This is a genomic window from Heliomarina baculiformis, assembly GCF_019966545.1.
GTDB lineage: Bacteria > Pseudomonadota > Alphaproteobacteria > Rhodobacterales > Rhodobacteraceae > Heliomarina > Heliomarina baculiformis.
Genome location: NZ_JAIMIC010000008.1, coordinates 42,033 through 61,305, shown reverse-complemented (window position 1 = coordinate 61,305; position 19,273 = coordinate 42,033). Strand labels below are relative to the sequence as shown.

At 61.2% G+C, this 19,273-nt stretch carries 22 protein-coding genes; 14 read left to right on the top strand and 8 right to left on the bottom strand.

Annotated features, from left to right (window positions below):
• The first annotated feature begins 15 nt into the window (after window positions 1–15).
• Window positions 16–1,041 carry an NAD(P)/FAD-dependent oxidoreductase gene (locus MF268_RS18320; protein WP_238372554.1) on the top strand — a complete coding sequence of 342 codons (1,026 nt, stop codon included), beginning with the start codon at window positions 16–18 and terminating at the stop codon, window positions 1,039–1,041.
• Here MF268_RS18320 and MF268_RS18315 read toward each other — a convergent pair.
• The 4 genes from MF268_RS18315 to MF268_RS18300 form a co-directional block, all read right to left on the bottom strand.
• Window positions 1,038–1,844 carry an HTD2 family dehydratase gene (locus tag MF268_RS18315; RefSeq protein WP_238372312.1) on the bottom strand — a complete coding sequence of 269 codons (807 nt, stop codon included), beginning with the start codon at window positions 1,842–1,844 and terminating at the stop codon, window positions 1,038–1,040. The genes MF268_RS18320 and MF268_RS18315 overlap by 4 nt on opposite strands.
• 113 nt (window positions 1,845–1,957) lie before the next feature.
• Window positions 1,958–2,500 (bottom strand): NADPH-dependent FMN reductase, encoded by a 543-nt coding sequence (locus tag MF268_RS18310; RefSeq protein WP_238372553.1) that lies wholly within the window; start codon window positions 2,498–2,500, stop codon window positions 1,958–1,960.
• Between the two features lie 130 nt (window positions 2,501–2,630).
• Entirely contained in the window at window positions 2,631–3,287 is a 657-nt protein-coding gene (locus tag MF268_RS18305) for a YiaD family glycine zipper/OmpA-like lipoprotein (protein ID WP_238372311.1), read from the bottom strand.
• A gap of 135 nt (window positions 3,288–3,422) precedes the next feature.
• A complete protein-coding gene (locus MF268_RS18300) occupies window positions 3,423–4,271 on the bottom strand; it encodes a methylated-DNA--[protein]-cysteine S-methyltransferase (protein WP_238372310.1) in 849 nt (282 codons plus the stop codon).
• A 218-nt stretch (window positions 4,272–4,489) separates the two neighbouring features.
• Here MF268_RS18300 and nth point away from each other — a divergent pair, with 218 nt between their 5' ends.
• The 3 genes from nth to MF268_RS18285 are packed head-to-tail and all read left to right on the top strand — an operon-like array spanning window position 4,490 to window position 6,719.
• The gene (gene nth, locus MF268_RS18295) at window positions 4,490–5,134 is read left to right on the top strand and encodes an endonuclease III (protein ID WP_238372309.1); all 645 of its coding nucleotides are present in this window, start codon (window positions 4,490–4,492) and stop codon (window positions 5,132–5,134) included.
• Window positions 5,131–6,120 (top strand): adenosine kinase, encoded by a 990-nt coding sequence (locus MF268_RS18290; protein WP_238372308.1) that lies wholly within the window; start codon window positions 5,131–5,133, stop codon window positions 6,118–6,120. Before nth ends, MF268_RS18290 begins: the two co-directional genes overlap by 4 nt.
• A gap of 2 nt (window positions 6,121–6,122) precedes the next feature.
• Entirely contained in the window at window positions 6,123–6,719 is a 597-nt protein-coding gene (locus MF268_RS18285) for a GNAT family N-acetyltransferase (protein ID WP_238372307.1), read from the top strand.
• A 40-nt stretch (window positions 6,720–6,759) separates the two neighbouring features.
• Here MF268_RS18285 and MF268_RS18280 read toward each other — a convergent pair whose 3' ends face one another.
• Complete coding sequence (locus MF268_RS18280) at window positions 6,760–8,079, bottom strand: dicarboxylate/amino acid:cation symporter (RefSeq protein WP_238372306.1); 1,320 nt, start codon at window positions 8,077–8,079, stop codon at window positions 6,760–6,762.
• Between the two features lie 229 nt (window positions 8,080–8,308).
• Between MF268_RS18280 and aroC the strand changes: the two genes are divergently transcribed.
• The 4 genes from aroC (at window position 8,309) to cobO (ending at window position 12,060) form a co-directional block, all read left to right on the top strand.
• Window positions 8,309–9,412, top strand: a complete 1,104-nt coding sequence (gene aroC / locus MF268_RS18275; protein ID WP_238372305.1) for a chorismate synthase — start codon at window positions 8,309–8,311, stop codon at window positions 9,410–9,412.
• Window position 9,413: 1 nt separating this feature from the next.
• Window positions 9,414–10,358, top strand: coding sequence for an AEC family transporter (locus MF268_RS18270; RefSeq protein WP_238372304.1), 945 nt, complete (start codon window positions 9,414–9,416; stop codon window positions 10,356–10,358).
• A gap of 146 nt (window positions 10,359–10,504) precedes the next feature.
• Complete coding sequence (locus tag MF268_RS18265) at window positions 10,505–11,443, top strand: DMT family transporter (protein ID WP_238372303.1); 939 nt, start codon at window positions 10,505–10,507, stop codon at window positions 11,441–11,443.
• A 17-nt stretch (window positions 11,444–11,460) separates the two neighbouring features.
• A complete protein-coding gene (gene cobO, locus MF268_RS18260; protein ID WP_238372302.1) occupies window positions 11,461–12,060 on the top strand; it encodes a cob(I)yrinic acid a,c-diamide adenosyltransferase in 600 nt (199 codons plus the stop codon).
• Window positions 12,061–12,108: 48 nt separating this feature from the next.
• Here cobO and MF268_RS18255 read toward each other — a convergent pair whose 3' ends face one another.
• On the bottom strand, window positions 12,109–13,074 hold the full coding sequence (locus MF268_RS18255; protein ID WP_238372301.1) for a 2-hydroxyacid dehydrogenase: 966 nt from the start codon (window positions 13,072–13,074) through the stop codon (window positions 12,109–12,111).
• Between the two features lie 254 nt (window positions 13,075–13,328).
• Window positions 13,329–14,093 (bottom strand): 23S rRNA (adenine(2030)-N(6))-methyltransferase RlmJ, encoded by a 765-nt coding sequence (locus tag MF268_RS18250; protein WP_238372300.1) that lies wholly within the window; start codon window positions 14,091–14,093, stop codon window positions 13,329–13,331.
• Between the two features lie 107 nt (window positions 14,094–14,200).
• Here MF268_RS18250 and MF268_RS18245 point away from each other — a divergent pair, with 107 nt between their 5' ends.
• Window positions 14,201–14,905: a phosphatase PAP2 family protein gene (locus tag MF268_RS18245; protein ID WP_238372299.1), complete on the top strand. Its 705-nt coding sequence runs from the start codon at window positions 14,201–14,203 to the stop codon at window positions 14,903–14,905.
• A gap of 11 nt (window positions 14,906–14,916) precedes the next feature.
• Here the strand turns inward: MF268_RS18245 and MF268_RS18240 are convergent, their stop codons facing one another.
• Window positions 14,917–15,783: a branched-chain amino acid aminotransferase gene (locus MF268_RS18240; RefSeq protein WP_238372298.1), complete on the bottom strand. Its 867-nt coding sequence runs from the start codon at window positions 15,781–15,783 to the stop codon at window positions 14,917–14,919.
• A 161-nt stretch (window positions 15,784–15,944) separates the two neighbouring features.
• On the opposite strand from MF268_RS18240, the gene MF268_RS18235 reads away from it, so the two are divergent.
• The 5 genes from MF268_RS18235 (at window position 15,945) to MF268_RS18215 (ending at window position 19,265) form a co-directional block, all read left to right on the top strand.
• Complete coding sequence (locus MF268_RS18235) at window positions 15,945–16,448, top strand: MarR family winged helix-turn-helix transcriptional regulator (RefSeq protein ID WP_088632339.1); 504 nt, start codon at window positions 15,945–15,947, stop codon at window positions 16,446–16,448.
• A 4-nt stretch (window positions 16,449–16,452) separates the two neighbouring features.
• Entirely contained in the window at window positions 16,453–17,154 is a 702-nt protein-coding gene (locus MF268_RS18230; RefSeq protein ID WP_238372297.1) for a response regulator, read from the top strand.
• 76 nt (window positions 17,155–17,230) lie between these two features.
• A complete protein-coding gene (locus tag MF268_RS18225; protein WP_238372296.1) occupies window positions 17,231–18,163 on the top strand; it encodes a histone deacetylase family protein in 933 nt (310 codons plus the stop codon).
• Complete coding sequence (locus MF268_RS18220; protein WP_088632342.1) at window positions 18,156–18,398, top strand: exodeoxyribonuclease VII small subunit; 243 nt, start codon at window positions 18,156–18,158, stop codon at window positions 18,396–18,398. Before MF268_RS18225 ends, MF268_RS18220 begins: the two co-directional genes overlap by 8 nt.
• Window positions 18,399–19,265 (top strand): polyprenyl synthetase family protein, encoded by an 867-nt coding sequence (locus MF268_RS18215; RefSeq protein WP_238372295.1) that lies wholly within the window; start codon window positions 18,399–18,401, stop codon window positions 19,263–19,265.
• Window positions 19,266–19,273 lie beyond the last annotated feature (8 nt).

Below are 19,273 nucleotides of genomic sequence, written 5' to 3'. Positions count from 1 at the left end.
GGACAATCCTTGGCAATGGTCGATATCACGATCCGAGGGGCTGGTATCTTTGGCCTCTCTATCGCATGGGCCTGTGCCCGGCGGGGCGCAAGCGTGCGCGTTGTCGACCCCAATGGCCCGGCCGCCGGGGCCAGCGGCGGGATCGTCGGCGCGCTGGCACCGCATGTGCCCGAGAACTGGAACGAAAAGAAAGCATTCCAACTTGCCAGCCTGCTGATGGCCGAAACCTTCTGGACCGAGGTTGCCCAGACCGGTGGCGTTTCCCCCGGCTATGCGCGGACCGGGCGGCTTCAGCCGATTGCGGATGAGCGCGCCCTCGTGCTTGCCCAGTCGCGCGAGGAAACCGCCGCCGAGCTGTGGCAAGATCATGCCCGGTGGGAGGTCATCGCCGCGACCGAGGCCGGCATGTGGTCGCCGCCCAGCGCCACGGGTTTCCTTGTCCGCGATACGCTGAGTGCCCGCGTCCATCCCCGGCAGGGCTGTGCCGCGCTGGTCGCGGCCCTGGGCGCGATGGGCGTTAAAATAGTCAAAGAAGCTGTGGACGAGGGGCTGGTTCTGCACGCGACAGGCGTCGCAGGGCTGGCTGAGATTAGCCGCGCCAAGGGCAAGACCTTTGGCAACGGGGTCAAGGGACAGGCCGCGCTTCTGGCATTCGACGCCGGGCAGCAAGCCCCCCAGCTTTTCGCCGACACGCTGCATTTCATTCCCCACGCCGACGGGACTCTTGCCGTCGGATCCACCAGCGAGCGGGATTATGAAAACGGTCAAAGCACCGATGCCTTGCTCGATGAGGTTCTGAACCGTGCCATTACGGCCATGCCGGTGCTACGGGACGCCCCCGTGATCGAACGCTGGGCCGGTCTGCGGCCACGATCACAAAGCCGGGCGCCGGTGCTGGGGGAACATCCGCTCTACCCGGGACAATTCATTGCCAATGGCGGCTTCAAGATCGGCTTCGGCATGGCCCCGCGCATCGCCGAGGTCATGGCCGACCTCATGCTGGAAGGGCGCGATGACATCCCCGAGGGCTTTCGCGCCTAGGTCTCGGCGGTGGCCGTCATGCATTGCCGCCCATCCGGACCGCGCACCCACAGCGTTTCGCCCACGCGACAGAAACTGGCCCTCTCGGTGTGAAGCAGAGGCGAGGACGCGCGAAAGGAAAATCGCCGGAGCGGGCCGATAAGGTCCTGCGCCATCAGCATCAGGACCTGCGCCAGCAAGGGACCATGCACCACCAGCCCGCCGTACCCCTCGGTATCGCGGGCATAATCCAGATCGTAATGGATTCGGTGACCGTTGAAAGTGAGGGCGGAATAGCGAAACAGCAGGGTTGTATCAAAATCCATGTCGCGGCGGTCGGTTTCATCCGTGCGGGCCGCAATGGTCGGGGCGGGGTCGGCAGTTGGATCGGCATCCTCGCGATAGACGAGATCCTGCCATTCCGAGAGGCACAGCTTTCCGTCCTGATAGATGTCATGGCGCAGCGTCACAAATCCGAGCGGACCGGAGCGGCCCGTCTTGTGCTGGGCTTGCTCGACCTCGCTGACTTTTTCAGCGGGCCTGCCAGCGATCAGCGGTAAATCAAAAGAAAGCCTGCCGCCTGCCCACATACGTCGGGGCAGCCCCATGTCCGGGATCAATCCCTCGCCGACGCGCGGATGACCATCGCGTCCAAGGCTCCCCGGCGGCTCTGGCGACCAGAAATAGAGCTGATGGTAAAATGGCGGCAGGGTCGAGCCCGTTTCGATATCCGGCGTCAGACCCATGGCGACCTGAAACGCCCGAGCGCGGGCGGGATCAATCAGATCGGTGAGCGTTGCGCTGGTTGCCGTGCCGGGTGTCATGGTGAAAGCCTAAGTTTGCAGGCTACAGGAAACAAGCTGCAAGGCCCGTGGTTCGGCCTTTTGAACGACGTCGCTGCGAAAACGCCATTGCGGCCTGCTGAAAACTCATTCAGCTAACGCGAGATTTCCGCTCGCAGGTTGTCCATCAACTGCTGCAGGGTTTCGATGTAAAGCTCTCCGGTCAGTCGACCATCCTCGTCGAACTGGTTTGAACTGTCCGCCAGATGCATTTCCGGCCCCTGCACAATCCGGGTCTGGAAAGGCACCATGAAGGTGCGCAAGACCAATTGAGACCGCTCTCCGCCCGCGCGACCGGAAGAGGCCGACATCACGGCAAGCGGTTTTCCCTGAAATGGTTTACCCTTGACCCGGCTGATCCAGTCGAGCGCGTTTTTCAGCACACCGGGCGGGCCCTTGTTGTATTCAGGGGTGGAGATGAGAATACCGTCCGCTTCGGCGATATTGGCCGCTGCACCGCGTACAACATCCGGGATCCCGTCCAGCTTTTCGCGGTCGCCATCGTAAAGCGGGAAATTCAGGTTGAGCAGCAGGAAAGATTCCGCATCGAACAGGCGGGCCGCTTCGTAAAGCAGGCGCGTGTTGGTCGAGTCCCTGCGCAAAGAGCCGGACAGTCCGACAAGCTTGTAGGTACTGATGAGAGACCCTCCCGTAATCAGATGGCGCTGGTAGAGAGGCTAGTGCGGACGGGCCGAAAGGAAACAGCGCAAAAGCAAACGCCGACCACAGCGGGTCGGCGTTTACGGTGGATTTATTGTGTCGCCGGGCTCAGCGCGGCAGGATAACGATCTCGACGCGGCGGTTCAGCGCGCGGCCCTCGGGGGTGAGGTTGGTCGCGATCGGGGCGTCTTCGCCGCGTCCGACAGTCACGATGCGCGATGCCGAGGTGCCGGAGCTGATCAGCACATTTGCGACCGATCCGGCGCGACGCTCGGAAAGATCCTGGTTGTAGGCGGCCTCACCGGTGTTGTCGGTATGACCGATCACCTGAACAGTCGAATTCGGATAGGCCTGAAGGTTCTGCGACACAGCGCGCAGGTCCGGCACCAGCGAGGAGCGCACGGCGAAACTGTCCGTGTCGAAAAGGATATCCTGCGGCAGGGTAACGATCAGACGGTCACCGGTGTTGGTGATCGTCACGCGGTCATTGCCCAGCGAATTGCGCAGTTCCGCTTCCTGCTTGTCGAGCTGGTTGCCGATCACGCCGCCAGCAAGACCGCCGATCACGGCGCCTGCTGCGGTGGCTTCAGTATCGCCGCCCGCAAGGTTTCCCACCAGCGCGCCGACGCCGGCACCGATCAGTGCGCCCTTGTTGGTGTTACGGTTCGGGTTGGTCGGGTCATTCAGCCGCGCCGGGTCGGTGCCGCACGCGCTGAGAAATACTGCGCCGCCAAGAGCGACAGCCAAAGGTGTCTTGAAATTCATATCGGTCCTGCTCTGTATGGATCCCGTTCTTCGGGATATTGAACGCAGTAAACCATATTTCCGTCGCAGGGCGCAGCCGGAAACTGGCCTGCTTCGGCGAAATCCCGCCCATTTCCCACATCACGTGGGGCAGGCTCAGGCGTCGTGGCGGGCCGATTCCCATGCCAGCATCGCCCGTTTGACGGGCAATCCCCAATGATACCCGCCAAGCCCGCCGGATTTCCTCAGCGCACGGTGACAGGGGATAAGCCAGCTGACCGGGTTGCGCCCGACTGCCGTGCCCACCGCCCGCACTGCACGCGGGTTGCCGATGGCCTCGGCGATTTCCGAATAGGTCGTGACATGGCCCGAGGGAATGTTCAGCAGCGCCTCCCAGACCTTGATCTGGAACGGAGCGCCAATCAGGAAAAGCGGCGTTTCACTCAACCCCTCATCTCCGCCAAATGCGCTGAGCACCCATGGACGCAGACGCATCACATCCTCGATATAGCGCGCCTTTGGCCAGCGACCGCAAAGGTCTTCCATCGCCGCCGCCTCGCCCGCATCTGCCGCAAACCCCATGCCGCAGATGCCTTTTTCAGTGCCCATGACCAGCGCCGGACCAAAAGGGCTTTCGAACCAGCCCCAGTAGATGGTCAGCCCCTCACCGCCGCGTGCATATTCGCCCGGGCTCATCGCTTCCCAGCGGAGGAACAGATCATGCAGACGTCCGCTGCCCGACATGCCGGTGGCAAGCGCCGTTTCAAGCGTTGTGAAGCGTTCGGCCAGCAAAGACTTGGCATGTCCAAGGCGCAGGTATTGCTGGTAGCGCTTGGGTGAAACCCCGACCCATGCCGAGAACAGCCGCTGGAAATGCGCAGGGCTCATGCCCATTTCGCGTGCCATTTCTTCGAGCGTGAGCGCATCGCCGCCTTGATCGATCAGCTCGATCGCGCGGCGCATGACACCGTAGTGATACCCGGTCTCGGATGATTGGACATTCATGGAAACACCCTTTCCTTGCTGCTGCTCAACCTATCCCGACGGTGTCAACGGAGCGACCCGTTTCTTGTGGAAATCGACCTCCGCCTCACGCGCCAAAAGTCTTTAATTAAGACTTTTGGCAAGAATTTTTGAAAATTCTTGCGCCCCCGCAAGGTTCCGCAGGGGAGGGGAGGATTTTCCGTTGCGATGCTGGCGCTTGCACGGCATTAAAGCCCGCAATGGCAAAACAACTCAGCTACCACACGATCCGCGAGATCTTTACCCGTTTCCATACGGCCGAACCCGAGCCGAAGGGAGAGCTGGATCATGTGAACGCCTATACGTTGGTCGTCGCTGTGGCGCTCTCGGCACAGGCAACCGATGCCGGGGTAAACAAAGCCACCGCCGCCCTGTTCAAGGTCGCGGACACGCCGCAGAAAATGCTCGATCTCGGTGAAGAAGGCCTGATCGAGCATATCAAGACCATCGGCCTTTTCCGCCAGAAGGCAAAGAACGTGATGAAACTGTCGCGTATTCTTGTCGAGGATTATGGCGGAGAAGTCCCCAATTCGCGCGCCGCGCTGCAGTCTCTCCCGGGCGTGGGGCGCAAGACGGCGAATGTCGTCCTGAACATGTGGTGGCAGTACCCGGCGCAGGCGGTCGACACGCATATCTTCCGTCTCGGCAATCGCTCGGGCATCGCCCCGGGCAAGACGGTCGATCATGTCGAACGTGCCATAGAAGACAATATCCCGGCGGATTTCCAACTCCATGCGCATCACTGGATGATCCTGCATGGCCGCTACACCTGTGTCGCGCGCAAGCCGAAATGTCCGGCCTGCCTGATCCGCGACCTATGCCAATACGAGGAAAAGACTGAATGAAAACCTATGACATCGTCGGAATCGGCAACGCAATCGTGGACGTGATATCGCAATCCGACGACAGCTTTCTCGACCTCATGGGCATCGAAAAAGGCATCATGCAGCTGATCGAACGCGACCGCGGCGAAACGCTGTACGGCGCGATGGAAAACCGCGTCCAGACGCCCGGCGGATCGGTTGCCAACACCATTGCCGGCGCGGGCGCGCTGGGTCTGAGCGCCGGTTTCATCGGCCGCGTCCATGATGACGCGCTCGGCCGGTTCTACGCCGATGCGATGAACGACAAAGGCATCGATTTCGTGAATCCCCCAGTACCGGGCGGCGAATTGCCCACATCGCGGTCGATGATCTTTGTCTCGCCCGATGGCGAGCGGTCGATGAATACTTATCTCGGGATTTCCTCGGAGCTCAGCTCCGATGACGTTTCCTCGGACGTGGCCAGCAACGCCAAGATCATGTTCCTCGAAGGGTATCTTTTCGACAAGGACAAGGGAAAAAGCGCTTTTCTGGAAGCCGCCCGCGATTGCCGAAAGGGTGGCGGCAAGACCGGCATCGCCATCTCTGATCCGTTCTGCGTCGAGCGCCATCGGGCCGACTTTCTCGACCTGATCGAAAAGGATCTGGATTTCGTCATCGGCAACGAAGAGGAAATCAAGTCGCTCTTCGAAACCGACGATCTTGAAGAAGCCATCACGAAAACGGGCGCGATCTGCCCGCTGGTGGTCTGCACCCGGTCAGGCGACGGCGTCACCGTACTGGCCGAGGGCAACCGTGTGGATGTGCCTGTGACCAAGATCGTGCCGGTGGACGCCACCGGCGCGGGCGACCAATTCGCTGCCGGTTTCCTCTATGGCCTTGCCACGGGTCGCGATCTGGAAACCTGCGCAAAAATCGGCAACGTCTGCGCGGGCGAGGTGATCTCTCACATCGGTCCCCGGCCCGAAGCCGACATGCCCGAACTGCTGCGCAAGGCCGGTCTTCTCTGACCATGATCGAAGAAGGCTTTCACAAGGTGCCGCTTGGCCATGTGGCGACTGTCGTCACCTATCTCGAGATGACCTCGCCCGCGGCCCTGCGCCCGGCGGAGCTCCCCGAGGGTGTCACCCTGCAGCGCGTCACCGACCCGGATACGGTCTGGTACAAGGACCTGTTCATGCGGGTTGGCGGACAGGACTGGCTCTGGTTCTCGCGGCTCAAGATGGAAAACAGCAAGCTGGGCGCGATCATCCGCGATCCGGATGTCCATATGTTCACGCTTGATCTAGACGGAACGGCGCAGGCCATTCTGGAGCTCGATTTTCGCGAAAAAGGCAAATGCGAAGTGGCGTTCTTCGGCGTTGCCCCTGCCCTGACCGGGAGCACGGCCGGGCGCTGCCTTATGAACCATGCGATTACTTATGCCTTCGCGCAGGGGATCGACATGCTTCACCTGCACACCTGCACGCTGGATCACCCACGGGCGCTGGCCTTTTACCGGCGCACCGGGTTCACGCCTGTCCGCCAGGAAATCGAGGTACTGGAAGACCCGCGTCTGACCGGCGATCTTCCCAAGGAAGCCGCCCCGCACATTCCGATTTTCGCCTGAAGAATACCCGGCGGCCTCACCAGTGCCGCCGGATCCGATATCAGTGTGGCTTGGCGTATTGCGCCAGTTCCGCCTCGGCAGCTTCGTCTATATCGAGGTCTTCATCCGTGATCAGCCCGGCATTCGGGTCGTTGAATACCGCAAGGTCGATTTTGTTCTCCCCCTTGGCGACGATGGTCGAAACCACCGCATCGCCGGTGATGTTGACAGCTGTCCGGATCATGTCCATCAGCCGGTCGACCCCAAGGATCAGGGCGATGCCTTCGATCGGCAGCCCGACCTGACTTAGCACCATCGTCAGCATGACAAGGCCAACGCCCGGCACGCCCGCTGTCCCGATCGAGGCCAGAACCGCCATTGCGATCACGGTGATATAGCCGCCAAGACCAAGGTCGATACCGTAGACATTGGCAAGGAACACGGTGGCGACACCCTGCATGATCGCCGTGCCGTCCATGTTGATCGTCGCGCCAAAGGGCACGCAGAAGGAAGCGACCGAGTTATCGACACCCACCCGTTCCGTGACCGAGCGCAGCGTCACAGGGATGGTCGCGTTCGATGAGGCCGTGGAAAAGGCGAAGATCTGCGCCGGACGCATCTTTTGCATGAAGATAAAAGGATTCAGCCCGGTGAACAGCTTGAGCATCAACATCAGCGTCACGAAGAGATGCAGGAACAGGGCCGCGACCAGCGTCAGCACATAGGCCAGAACAGGGCCGAAAAGCTCGATCCCCTGTTCGGTGAAGGTTTTCGCGATCAGGCAGAACACCCCATAGGGCGCAAAGGCCATGACGATGGAAACGACCTTCATCATCAGCTCGTTCATGTATTCGCAGCCCTCGACGAATGCCTTGGACCTGCCCCCCAGCATCAACACCGCGACGCCAAGGATGACCGTATAGAAAATGACCTGCAGCATGTCGCCATTGGCGAAGGCCGCGACCGGGTTGGTCGGCACGATACCAGCGAAGACATCCCAGACCGAAGGCGCTTCCTTGCCGGTGACACCGCTGGTGTCGACGCCTTCCATATTGAAACCCTGACCCGGACCGACAAGCGTCGCAAGCAGGATGGCCACCGCGATGGCGATGGCCGTGGTGGTAAGGTAAAGCACGAAACTCTTGCCGCCCACCCGGCCAAGGATGCGGATATCACCAATCCCGGTGACACCGTTGATCAGGGAGAAAAACACCAGAGGCACGACCAACATCTTGAGAGCATTGACAAACATCTTGCCAATCATCCCAAAAAAACCGCCAACGATATGGGTATTGATGAAATCGCTGTCGATCATGTTGAAGATCACGCCAAGGATCAGGCCCGCGATCATCCCGATCATCACCTTAACGGTAAGAGACATTTTTCCGCTGCCTGTCGCGCTATGAGTCACAGTCATGGTTCACTCCACTCATTCCCCGATCTGCTTCGATGGTGGCATGAAATTTTCGATTTCTATAGTAAATTTTCATCTTTTGGTTGTGGCTGCTTGGGATTGGCCCATGAAATCGCCCGATTTTCAGCGACCAAGCGCGATTGCGCGCCCGATCCCGATGGGGTAACCGAAGCAAGGTTTTGAAAGGGCGCCCGACATGACGACCAACAGTTTTGGCCATCTTTTCCGTGTCACCACGTGGGGCGAAAGCCATGGTCCGGCGCTTGGCGCAACGGTCGACGGTTGCCCTCCGGGTGTCAAAATCGACGAGGCGGTGATCCAGCACTGGCTTGACCGGCGCAAACCCGGCCAGTCCAAGTACACGACCCAGCGGCGTGAACCTGATCAGGTGCGGATCCTCTCGGGCGTCTTCGAAGGTCAGACCACAGGGATGCCCGTCCAGCTGATGATCGAAAACACCGATCAGCGGTCGAAAGATTATTCCGAGATCATGGACAAATTCCGTCCCGGCCATGCGGATATAACGTATTGGCAGAAATACGGAATTCGTGACTATCGCGGTGGCGGCCGGTCGTCGGCACGCGAAACTGCGGCGCGCGTCGCCGCGGGCGGTCTGGCGCGTGAGGCGATCCGCGCACTGGCGCCAGAGGTCAAGATCACCGGCTACATGACGCGGATCGGACCCCACGGGATCGACCGCGAAAACCTTGACCTTACCCAGATCGAGGAAAACCCTTTCTGGTGTCCCGATGCCGGTGCGGCCGAGACTTGGGCCGGTTACCTCGACGGGCTGCGTAAGTCCGGCAATTCGGTCGGCGCCATCGTCGAAGTGACCGCCAGCGGCGTACCCGCCGGGCTTGGCGCGCCGGTCTATGGTAAGCTCGACACCGATCTCGCTGCCGCGATGATGAGCATCAATGCCGTCAAGGGTGTGGAAATCGGTGAAGGCATGGCAGCCGCCATGCTGACCGGCGAAGAAAACGCCGACGAGATATTCATGGGCAATGACGGCCAGCCGGTTTATTCCAGCAACCACGCGGGCGGGGTCCTTGGCGGCATCTCGACCGGGCAGGATCTGGTTGTCCGTTTCGCGGTCAAGCCGACCTCATCGATCCTCAAGACCCGCCAGACGATCACCAAATCCGGCCAATCGACCGATATCATCACCAAGGGGCGTCACGACCCCTGCGTCGGCATCCGCGCCGTGCCGGTAGGCGAGGCGATGATGGCCTGCGTGATCCTTGACCACCTGCTGCTGCATCGCGGTCAGGTCGGGGAAAACCGGGGCAAGATCGGCTGAAATGCTCTCCATTCTGGGCATTGTCTTCCCGCTTTTCGCGGTGATCGCCGTTGGCTATGGCGCAGTCCGCGCCGGATGGTTCAAACCCTCGGACATGCCGGTTCTTGGCCGGTTCGTGATGCAGCTTGCCCTGCCAGCCCTGCTGTTTCACGCGGTTGCCTCGCGCGACCTGCACGAGGTCATCGACACTGGCTATATCACGATCCTGCTTGTCGGCGGGCTGCTGACCGTCGTGGTCACGTTCGGCTGGTTCTCACTGACCGCATCGGACAAGCGGCGGCGCGCGATTGCCGTCATGGGCTCGGTCTGCCCGAATTCCAGCTTTGTCGGCTATCCGCTGATGCTGATGGTTTTCCCCGATCTCGCAGGCGTCATCCTAGCGCAGAACGTGTTGATCGAGAACATTCTGTTCATTCCGCTGACGCTGATCCTTGTCGATCTGGCCGAAGACCGTCCGGGCCTGTCCCTGCCCAAGCTGCTGGTGACGGTGATCTGGGGCTTCCTAAAGCGTCCGATGGTGATCGCGCTGCTCGCCGGCCTTGTGTTCTCGATGGCGGGCCTCCATCTGCCCGGACCGGCAGACCGGTTCTTTACACTCCTCGCCGGGGCGGCCTCTGCCGTGGCGCTGGTGGTGATCGGTGGCTCGCTGGTTGGCCTGCCGCTGACCGGGAACCGCGCGATGGCGGTCCAGATTGCGGCCGCCAAGCTTCTGGTGCACCCGGCGCTGGTCGCGCTTTCCGCCGCGCTTCTGATGGGCGCAGGGGTGGTGTCGCTATCTCCGGATATGCACACAAGCGTCATCCTGACCGCTGCCATGCCCATGTTCGCGATCTACACCGTTTTAGCACAGGAACGCGGCCTTGGCGGGGCCGCATCTCTGGCGCTGCTTGCCGGAACCAGCAGCGCCTTTTTCACGCTAAGCATTTTCCTCTGGTTGCTGACATGAAGGGGGCGCTCCCGAACCAAAATCGCGGTGATACCGGCGTTGAATAACACCCGCACCGCGGACCGGCCGCAACAGCCACGTCCCGCCTGCAAGGCTGCAAAATCAACCCGTTGATCTTTCCCGCGCCACGGCGCAGGTTCGCGCGCATGCCACAGCCCCTGTCTTCTCACCGTCCCGGCCTTGCCATCGTCCTCAAGATCTCAGCGATCGGTTTCTTTTCGGTCATGGCGGCGATGATCAAGGCGACCTCGGAAGAGATTCCGCCGGGCGAGGCGGTGTTCTTTCGGTCCCTCTTTGCCATACCGGTGATCTTTATCTGGCTGGCCGCGCGCGGTGAACTGCGCCACGGTCTGTCGACCCGAAACCCGCGCGGGCATTTCTGGCGCGGGGTGCTGGGCACCACGGCCATGGGGATGACATTCGCCGGGCTTGGGATGCTGCCCCTGCCCGAGGTCACGGCGCTTGGCTATGCCGCGCCGATCTTTACGGTGATCTTCGCCGCTATCATGCTGGGCGAAAAGATCCGGCTGATCCGGATTACAGCCGTTGTCATAGGGTTGGTCGGGGTTGTCATCATGCTCTGGCCAAGGCTGGGCGGCGGTGCAGATCTGGGCGATACGGCGACGCTTGGCGCGGTCCTGATCCTTTGCGCAACCATCGCGCGGGCGCTGGTGCAGATCCACATCCGCCAGCTCGTCCAGACCGAACATGCCGCCGCCGTCGTGTTCTATTTCTCGGTTACGGCCACGGTACTGTCGCTGGTCACGATCTTTTTCGGCTGGGTCCTGCCGTCGCCGCAGAACCTGTTCCTGCTCATCAGCGCGGGGCTGCTGGGCGGCATCGCGCAGATCCTCGTGACCTCGTCCTATCGTTTCGGCCCCGCCTCTATGCTGGCGCCCTATGATTACACATCCATGTTGTTCGCGATCCTGATCGGCTATGTCTGGTTCGCCGAACTGCCGACGCTGGTGATGCTGGCCGGTGCGGTGCTTGTCATCGCGAGTAACGGTATCGTCGTCTGGCGCGAACGCCAGCTTGGCCTGCAACGCACCAAGGCGCGGGCTGTCACCGACCCCAAAGCCTGATCCAAGGAGGAGATCCCATGTCCGACAGCACAACGCACAAGGAAGAAATGCAAAAGGTTCAGGCCAAGCAGCGCGAAAAGGTATCCAAGCTGCAGGACCCGGAACGCGGGCTGGTGCTTATCCATACTGGCGCGGGCAAGGGTAAATCCTCCTCGGCCTTCGGCGTGCTGATACGTGCGCTTGGCTGGAAACAGACCTGCGGCGTCGTACAGTTCATCAAGGGCAAATGGATAACCGGCGAGCGCCGATTCTTTCAGGACCTTGGCGGCGTGACATGGCACACGATGGGCGAAGGTTTCACCTGGGACACGCAGGACCGCGAACGCGACATCGCCGCCGCAACCGCCGCTTTTGACAAGGCCTGCGAGATGATGAAAAGCGGCGAATACGACCTGATCGTGCTGGACGAGATCAACATCGCCCTGCGTTACGGTTATCTGTCGGTGGAACAGGTGATCGCGGGTCTCGACGCGCGCGACAAGCGCACGGGCGTGATCCTGACCGGGCGCGACGCCAAACCCGAGCTTTGCGAATATGCCGACCTCGTGACCGAGATGGGCGAGGTCAAACACCCATTCAAAGCCGGGATCAAGGCACAGCGCGGTGTGGACTACTGAAACCCGCGCCGGACAAGCGATGGCGGCATTCCGCCATCGCTTTCTGGCTCAATAACCGACGGACCGGTCCACGGCCCCCGGCGGCACCTTGCCTTCGCTGAGCGCGATGTAATTCTCGACCACCTGCCGCAAGACCTCGCGCCGCGTCGTGTCCGACGCTTTGTGTGGCGTCACCAGCACGTCCGGCAGCGTCCAGAACACGTGATCGGCAGGCAGCGGTTCCTGACGGAACACGTCCAGCGTGGCCGAAGCGATCTGACCCGACCTGATCGCCGCGAGGAAATCCTCTTCTACCATGTGTTCACCACGCCCGATCTGGACCAGCGCCGCGCCCTCTGGCAGCTTTGCAAAAAGCTCGGCGTTCAGCACGTCGCGTGTATCTTCGGTCAACGGCAACAGGTTGACGAGAATGCGCGACCGGGCCGCGACCTCTTCCACCGCATCCTCGCCGACGACGATCTCAACACCGGGCTCGGGGTCTTTTTCGCTGCGGCAGGCGACGATGACCGGATAGCCCATCGCGACCAGAGCCCGGGCGGTCTGACGCCCCATCAGGCCAAAACCCAGAATGCCGACCGGAACCTGCGAGGGCATGTCGGTCGAATGGGAATGTGCCCAGCGTTTTTCCTCTTGCGCCTTGAGGAATTCGCCCATCTTACGGTGATGCCAGATCACGTGCCATGCCGCGAAACCGGCCATTTGGCGGGCCTGCTCATCGTCACGGATCCGGGTAACGGTCGCGCTTTCCGGCAGCGATGGGCAGGCAAAGATGCTGTCCACGCCCGCCGCGATCGACGACACCATCTTGACGTTGGGAAAGCGCTCGAAAGCATCGTCCTCGGGTGCCCATACCAGCGCGCAGGTCACAGCCGAGGGATCTTCGACCTCGTCCGGGCGCACAAGGTTGAGGCGCGGTTCATTCGCCTTGGACATGGCCCGCTTGATGTCATAGCCGTCACGCGACAGGGTCACGACGGTCAGCGGCGTGGCTTCGGTGATCGGGGTGTCCTTCATGCCATGGCCCCTTTGCCGCAGCGATACGAGTGGGAGACAAGGGCGCGAGAGCCCTGGAAACGTCTTGTCATTCTGTCTGTCTTTCCTTTGCCGACGCCGCCCGTCACGGCGTGCGATTTTTGTCGCGAAGCTAGACGGCAGAGACCGGGAATGTCGACCTGCCGGAAGCCAGAAAAACCGAAAATCGCTACAAAAGTCCGCGGTGCGCCAGTGGAATGAACAGGTCCGCCCCGCCGGTGCCGGACTGCGCCCGTTCAGCCGAGATAGGACTCGAGTTCGGAGACAGCACGATCCAGCCCCCATGGCGGGTTGATCACCACCATCCCGCTGCCGATCATGCCATGTCCCGGGCGTGCCGCCGCGAAATTCAGCTGGTGGTGCAGCATGTCTTCGGCCAAGTCCGGCAGCGTCCCGGTCAGCGTTTCATGCATCCCGTTGCTCAGGATTGGATACCAGAGCATCAGCACTCCGACCGGCCATTTCCGGTGCAGATCGCGCAGGAGTTTGGGCATCACCTGCCATTCGTCCTTGATCTCGTAGCTAGGATCGATCAACGCCACGCCGCGCCGTGGCGTCGGCGGCGCAAGCGAGAGCAGCATCTGCACACCATCGGTCTGCCTGATGTGCACCGATCTGACGTTTTCGCGCAGCGCCGCGACTTCCTGCGGGTGCATTTCGGCCAGCGTGATCGTGTCTTCGCCCCGCAGGAGTGTTCGGGCAATCAGTGGCGACCCAGGGTATGCGTCCGCGCCCGCCGTGTCACGGATCGCCCCCAACGCCCGCATATATGGATGATCGGGCGGAAAGCGGTCCTGAACCCGCGCGATGCCGGCCACGGCTTCGCCGGTCTTGAGCGCCTCGGCCCCGGACAGATCATAAAGGCCCCTGCCCGCATGCGATTCCATGTAGGAAAGGGGTTTTGGCTTTTGCACCAGATAGTCGAGCACAAAGGACAGGATTGCATGTTTATGCACGTCCGCCATGTTCCCGGCATGATATGCGTGTTGATAAGACAACATTTACCTGCGTCCTCGATACTTCGGAACCGTCTTCATCACATCAACGTTTAACATCGACACATTTCTGTCATGAAACTGTCATAATTTGTTTTTGACGAGGATGTCCGATGGACGAATACCTTCTCCTGCTCAGTAATTCGATAATCGGACATTCTGACAAGATCGACTACCATATTCTCTTTCTGGCTAGAAACCCGCTTACGAAAAGCCTGCCGCTTATCGTGTGCTTTTGGGCGCTTTGGTTCGTAATGAAGGAAGGGCAATACATCAACCGCTCACGCGTGGCGGCAAGCTTCATCATTGCGCTCGTGTCTATAATAGTCGGTCGTTTCCTCGCCGTGGTCTTGCCGTTTCGCCTGCGTCCAATACACACGCCCGACATCGACATCACTGTATTTGAGGGCCTCGGCCGCAGGACGCTTGATGGGTGGAGTTCCCTGCCAAGCGATCATGCGATTTTTTTCGCATCGCTCTGTGCCTGCGTTTTCATGATCAACCGCACGCTCGGTATCATCATCAGCATCTACAGTTTTTTCATCGCGCTGCTTCCCCGCGTCATATACGGGCTGCACTGGCCATCCGACGTATTCGTCGGGATCCTCATCGGGGCCGCCCTTGCTGTGCTGCTGATGAAACCCTTGCAAAACGCGATAGAACGCGCGGGGCTGGTCGATACGGCACTACGTTACGAGACCTTGTTTTACCCGGCCATGTTCCTGCTGACTTTTCAGATGGCGACCATGTTCGACTCGCTACGTGCCGTGCTTGAGGTGGCGAAGAACACCGTGATGTTCTTCGCCCGAGCGATCTAAATCCGCTCCGCTTAGCTGCGGACCAGTTTTTCGTAGCTTTCCGAGATATCACGAGTCATCGCGCCGACTTCGAAGTTATACGTCCCGATCTGGCCGACGGGCGTGACTTCGGCGGCGGTACCGGTGAGCCAGCATTGCTCAAAACTTTCGAGTTCCTCTGGCTTGATGTGGCGCTCATGCACCTTGATCTGCTTGTCTTTCAGCATACCGATCACGGTCTGGCGGGTCAGCCCGTTCAGGAAGCAATCCGCGTCCGGTGTGTGAACCTCGCCGTCCTTGACGAAGAAGATATTGGCACCGGTGGCTTCGGCGACATAGCCGCGATAATCCATGAACAGCGCGTCCGAGCAGCCCTTGGCCTCGGCCGCGTGCTTGGACATGGTACAGATCATGTAAAGACCCGCCGCCTTGGCGTGAACCGGGATGGTTTCCGGGCTCGGGCGTTTCCATTTCGAGATGTCGAGCTTGGCGCCCTTCATCTTGGCGTCGCCATAATAGTTGCCCCATTCCCAGCCGGCGATGGCCAGACGGACCGGGTTGCGCGCCGCCGAAACGCCCATGTCTTCGCCCGCGCCGCGCCATGCGACCGCCCGCACATAGGCGTCGGTCCAGCCGTTCGCCTCGAGCATCGCGTATTTGGCCGCTTCGATCTCATCGACGGTGTAGGGAATTTCGAAATCCAGCATCTGCGCTGAGGCGCGCAGCCGCTCGGAATGCTCTACGCCTTTAAAAATCTTGCCACTATAGCAGCGCTCGCCCTCGAAAACCGAGCTGGCGTAATGCATGGCATGCGTCAGGATATGGACATTTGCGTCGCGCCAATCGACCAGTTTCCCGTCCAACCAGATCTTGCCGTCGCGATCATCATATGCCGACATAGTCTTACTCTCCTGCGCCCTAGGATTTTCAATTGTTGCGCTACAAGCGGATAAACCGGATATATTATTGCGCGAAATCTGCGATTCGATACCGCTTGGCCCTTGGAATGTCAATATCGCTGACTTATGCTGGCTAAAAACGTGACGAAATGAGAAAAGCGATGTCGGACACGAGAGCGGGTCAAGCGCAGCGGGGCGGGAACCTTCTTTTCCTCACGGACGAGCAATTGCGGCAGGGGATCGAGGCGATGTTCTTCGCCTATCGCGGCTTTACTGCAGATCCCGACCGCATCCTTGCCGAACTGTCCTACGGACGCGCGCATCACCGGGCGATCCACTTCATCAACCGGGCGCCGGGCACCACGGTCAACAACCTGCTCAGCATACTTGGGGTGACCAAGCAATCTCTGAACAGGGTGCTGCGGGCGCTGATCGCCGACGGGCTGGTATCGAGCCGTGTCGGCACCACCGACAAGCGCGAGCGGCATCTCTATCTGACAGAAAAGGGGCGCGAGCTGGAGGCAGAGTTGAGCGATGCCCAGCGCGCCCGGATGCGAGCCGCCTTTCGCGATGCCGGGCCCGAGGCGGTTGCCGGTTTCAGACTTGTGCTTGAATCGATGATGGACCCGGACATGCGGCGTGCCTATACCCGGCTGAGGGATTAAAGGTATGGCGGAAATGGACGCCCATCTGCTGATAGTCGATGATGACGAGCGCATCCGGGATTTGCTGAAGAAGTTCCTGATGAGGAACGGTTTCCTCGTCAGTGCGGCCCGCGACGCGGCCCATGCCCGGCGGATCCTGACCGGCTTGCAGTTCGATCTGGTGGTACTGGACGTGATGATGCCCGGCGAGGACGGGATTAGCCTGACCCGCGCCCTGCGTGAAACGATGACGACGCCGATCCTGCTGCTGACCGCCAAAGGCGAGACCGAGAACCGTATCGCGGGGCTCGAAGCCGGAGCGGATGACTACCTTGCCAAGCCTTTCGAGCCCAAGGAATTGCTGCTGCGGATCAACGCGATCCTGCGGCGAATGCCGGAAACACCTGCCGCCACCGGTGCGCCGAAGTTCCTGAACCTTGGCGCGATCCGCTATGACGTGGAACGGGGCGAGATGTGGCAGGGTGAGGATCTGGTCAGGCTGACCGCTACAGAAAGCCAGCTGATGAAGATCTTCTCGGCCTGCCCGGGCGAGGCGGTGAGCCGCACCAAGCTGGTGGAGGATCTTGGCCGCGACCGGGGCCAGGCACAGGAACGCGCGGTGGACGTGCAGATCACCCGGCTGCGGCGCAAGATCGAAACCGACCCGAAGCAGCCGCGCTATCTTCAGACCGTACGCGGCGCGGGATATATGCTGGCACCGGACTGAGGGCGTCGAAGCCGCTGCGCGGCGATTTGATGCCTCCGGCGGGAGTATTTCCGGCAAGAGGAAAACAGGAGTAGAGATGGTAACGGCGCTGATCACCCATGCGGATTGCCTGAAACATGAAACACCCGAAGGACATCCGGAGCGGGTGGCGCGGCTGGAACATGTGCTGCATGCGCTAGAGGATCTGGAGCTGCGGCGTGTGACCGCGCCGCTGGCAGCGGAGGATGACGTTCTGCGCGTGCATCCGGCGGCCTATCTGGCGGATATACGGCGGGCTTTGCCGCAGCACGGGATCGTACAGATCGACGGCGATACCTTTTTGTCGCCGGGATCGCTCGATGCCGCGTTCCGCGGGGCGGGGGCGGTTGTGCGGGCGGTCGACATGGTACTGGGAGGCGAGGCCGGGAATGCTTTTGCCGCGATCCGCCCGCCGGGCCATCATGCGGAAACGGATACGGCCATGGGGTTCTGCCTCTTCGGCAATGCGGCGCTGGCAGCGAAATACGCGCTGGATCACCACGGATTGAACCGAGTGGCCGTGGTGGATTTCGACGTGCATCATGGCAATGGCACGCAGGATCTGCTCTGGAACGAAAAGCGCGCATTGCTGGTGACAAGCCAGCAAGTACCGCTCTGGCCCGGGACCGGGCGGACAGACGAGACCGGCGCGCATGACAATATCCTGAACGTGCCCCTGCCCCCCGGTAGCAGTGGGGCGCAGATGCGGGGCGAATACGAGGCCAAGGTGTTCCCCCGGCTGCGCGCCTTTGCGCCGGAACTGATCATTATCTCTGCCGGGTTCGACGCGCACCGCGACGATCCACTGGCCGAGCTCAACTGGGAGATCGAGGATTTTGCATGGCTGACCGAACAGCTCTGTACGCTCGCAGCCGAGATCTGCGGCGGCCGCGTGGTCTCGACTCTCGAGGGCGGCTATGATCTGAAAGCCCTGAGCGAAAGCGCGAGGGCGCATGTGCAGGAACTGATGAAGGCCGCGAGAGATGAGTGACAAGCCCGTATCCGAATTGAGCTTTGAAGAGGCGATGAAAGAGCTGGAAACCGTCGTGGACCAGCTTGAGCGCGGGGATGTGCCGCTGGATGCCTCGATCACGCTTTACGAACGGGGCGCGGCACTCAAGAAACGTTGCGAGGAAGAGCTGAAGCGCGCCGAGGAAAAGGTCGCGGCCATCACGCTGGATGCGGATGGCAACCCGAGCGGGACCAAGCCTGTCGAAGGGCTCTGAATGTTCGAGGAGAAGCTGGCGGCGGCGGGGTCGGCGATCGACACCCGCATGATGGGTCTGTTGGACGGTCTGAGCGATGTTCCGGTGGTGCAGGCGATGCGCCATGCGAGCCGGGGCGGCAAGGCGCTGCGCGGGTTCCTGGTGCTGGAATCGGCGCGGCTGCACGACGTCGAAGAGACCCGCGCGCTCTGGGCGGCCAGTGCGATAGAGGCGATGCATAGTTATTCTCTGGTCCATGACGACATGCCCTGCATGGATGATGACGACATGCGGCGCGGGCTGCCGACGGTTCATGTGAAATGGGACGAGGCGACAGCGGTGCTGACCGGCGACGCCCTGCAGGCGCTGGCGTTTGAATGCGCGGCCCACCCCGGGGCCGGTTCTGCCGAGGTGCGCGCGGACCTGACGCTTAGCCTTGCGCAAGCAGCGGGCGCGCGCGGCATGGTATTGGGTCAGGCACTGGATATCGCGGCCGAAAGTGCCGATACGCCCCTGACCCTGTCGGAAATCACCGCCTTGCAGGCGGGCAAGACCGGTGCACTGATCGAATGGGCGGCCTGCGCGGGCGCGCGGCTTGCCGGGGCCGATATTTCCGCCTTGCAGAGCTATGCCCGCGACATGGGGCTGGCCTTTCAGATCGCGGATGACATTCTTGACGTCGAAGGCAGCGCCGAGGTGACCGGCAAGGCTGTCGGCAAGGATGCGGCGGCAGGCAAGGCAACCTTTGTTTCCCTGCTGGGCCTGGACGAGGCCAAGACCCGCGCCACGGCGCTTACCGAAAGCGCCTGCGATGCGCTTGCGCCTTACGGAGACCGGGCGGAAACCTTGCGGGAAGCCGCGCGTTTCGTTATCTCGCGACAGGCATAGCCCGCACG

Bases quoted from the DNA above. Each gene is read 5' to 3' on its own strand.
- MF268_RS18320 (WP_238372554.1), top strand. From the start codon at position 16: ATGGTCGATATCACGATCCGAGGGGCTGGTATCTTTGGCCTCTCTATC.
- MF268_RS18315 (WP_238372312.1), bottom strand. From the start codon at position 1,844: ATGACACCCGGCACGGCAACCAGCGCAACGCTCACCGATCTGATTGAT.
- MF268_RS18305 (WP_238372311.1), bottom strand. From the start codon at position 3,287: ATGAATTTCAAGACACCTTTGGCTGTCGCTCTTGGCGGCGCAGTATTT.
- MF268_RS18300 (WP_238372310.1), bottom strand. From the start codon at position 4,271: ATGAATGTCCAATCATCCGAGACCGGGTATCACTACGGTGTCATGCGC.
- nth (WP_238372309.1), top strand. From the start codon at position 4,490: ATGGCAAAACAACTCAGCTACCACACGATCCGCGAGATCTTTACCCGT.
- MF268_RS18290 (WP_238372308.1), top strand. From the start codon at position 5,131: ATGAAAACCTATGACATCGTCGGAATCGGCAACGCAATCGTGGACGTG.
- MF268_RS18285 (WP_238372307.1), top strand. From the start codon at position 6,123: ATGATCGAAGAAGGCTTTCACAAGGTGCCGCTTGGCCATGTGGCGACT.
- MF268_RS18280 (WP_238372306.1), bottom strand. From the start codon at position 8,079: ATGTCTCTTACCGTTAAGGTGATGATCGGGATGATCGCGGGCCTGATC.
- aroC (WP_238372305.1), top strand. From the start codon at position 8,309: ATGACGACCAACAGTTTTGGCCATCTTTTCCGTGTCACCACGTGGGGC.
- MF268_RS18270 (WP_238372304.1), top strand. From the start codon at position 9,414: ATGCTCTCCATTCTGGGCATTGTCTTCCCGCTTTTCGCGGTGATCGCC.
- MF268_RS18265 (WP_238372303.1), top strand. From the start codon at position 10,505: ATGCCACAGCCCCTGTCTTCTCACCGTCCCGGCCTTGCCATCGTCCTC.
- cobO (WP_238372302.1), top strand. From the start codon at position 11,461: ATGTCCGACAGCACAACGCACAAGGAAGAAATGCAAAAGGTTCAGGCC.
- MF268_RS18255 (WP_238372301.1), bottom strand. From the start codon at position 13,074: ATGAAGGACACCCCGATCACCGAAGCCACGCCGCTGACCGTCGTGACC.
- MF268_RS18250 (WP_238372300.1), bottom strand. From the start codon at position 14,093: ATGTTGTCTTATCAACACGCATATCATGCCGGGAACATGGCGGACGTG.
- MF268_RS18245 (WP_238372299.1), top strand. From the start codon at position 14,201: ATGGACGAATACCTTCTCCTGCTCAGTAATTCGATAATCGGACATTCT.
- MF268_RS18240 (WP_238372298.1), bottom strand. From the start codon at position 15,783: ATGTCGGCATATGATGATCGCGACGGCAAGATCTGGTTGGACGGGAAA.
- MF268_RS18235 (WP_088632339.1), top strand. From the start codon at position 15,945: ATGTCGGACACGAGAGCGGGTCAAGCGCAGCGGGGCGGGAACCTTCTT.
- MF268_RS18230 (WP_238372297.1), top strand. From the start codon at position 16,453: ATGGCGGAAATGGACGCCCATCTGCTGATAGTCGATGATGACGAGCGC.
- MF268_RS18225 (WP_238372296.1), top strand. From the start codon at position 17,231: ATGGTAACGGCGCTGATCACCCATGCGGATTGCCTGAAACATGAAACA.
- MF268_RS18220 (WP_088632342.1), top strand. From the start codon at position 18,156: ATGAGTGACAAGCCCGTATCCGAATTGAGCTTTGAAGAGGCGATGAAA.
- MF268_RS18215 (WP_238372295.1), top strand. From the start codon at position 18,399: ATGTTCGAGGAGAAGCTGGCGGCGGCGGGGTCGGCGATCGACACCCGC.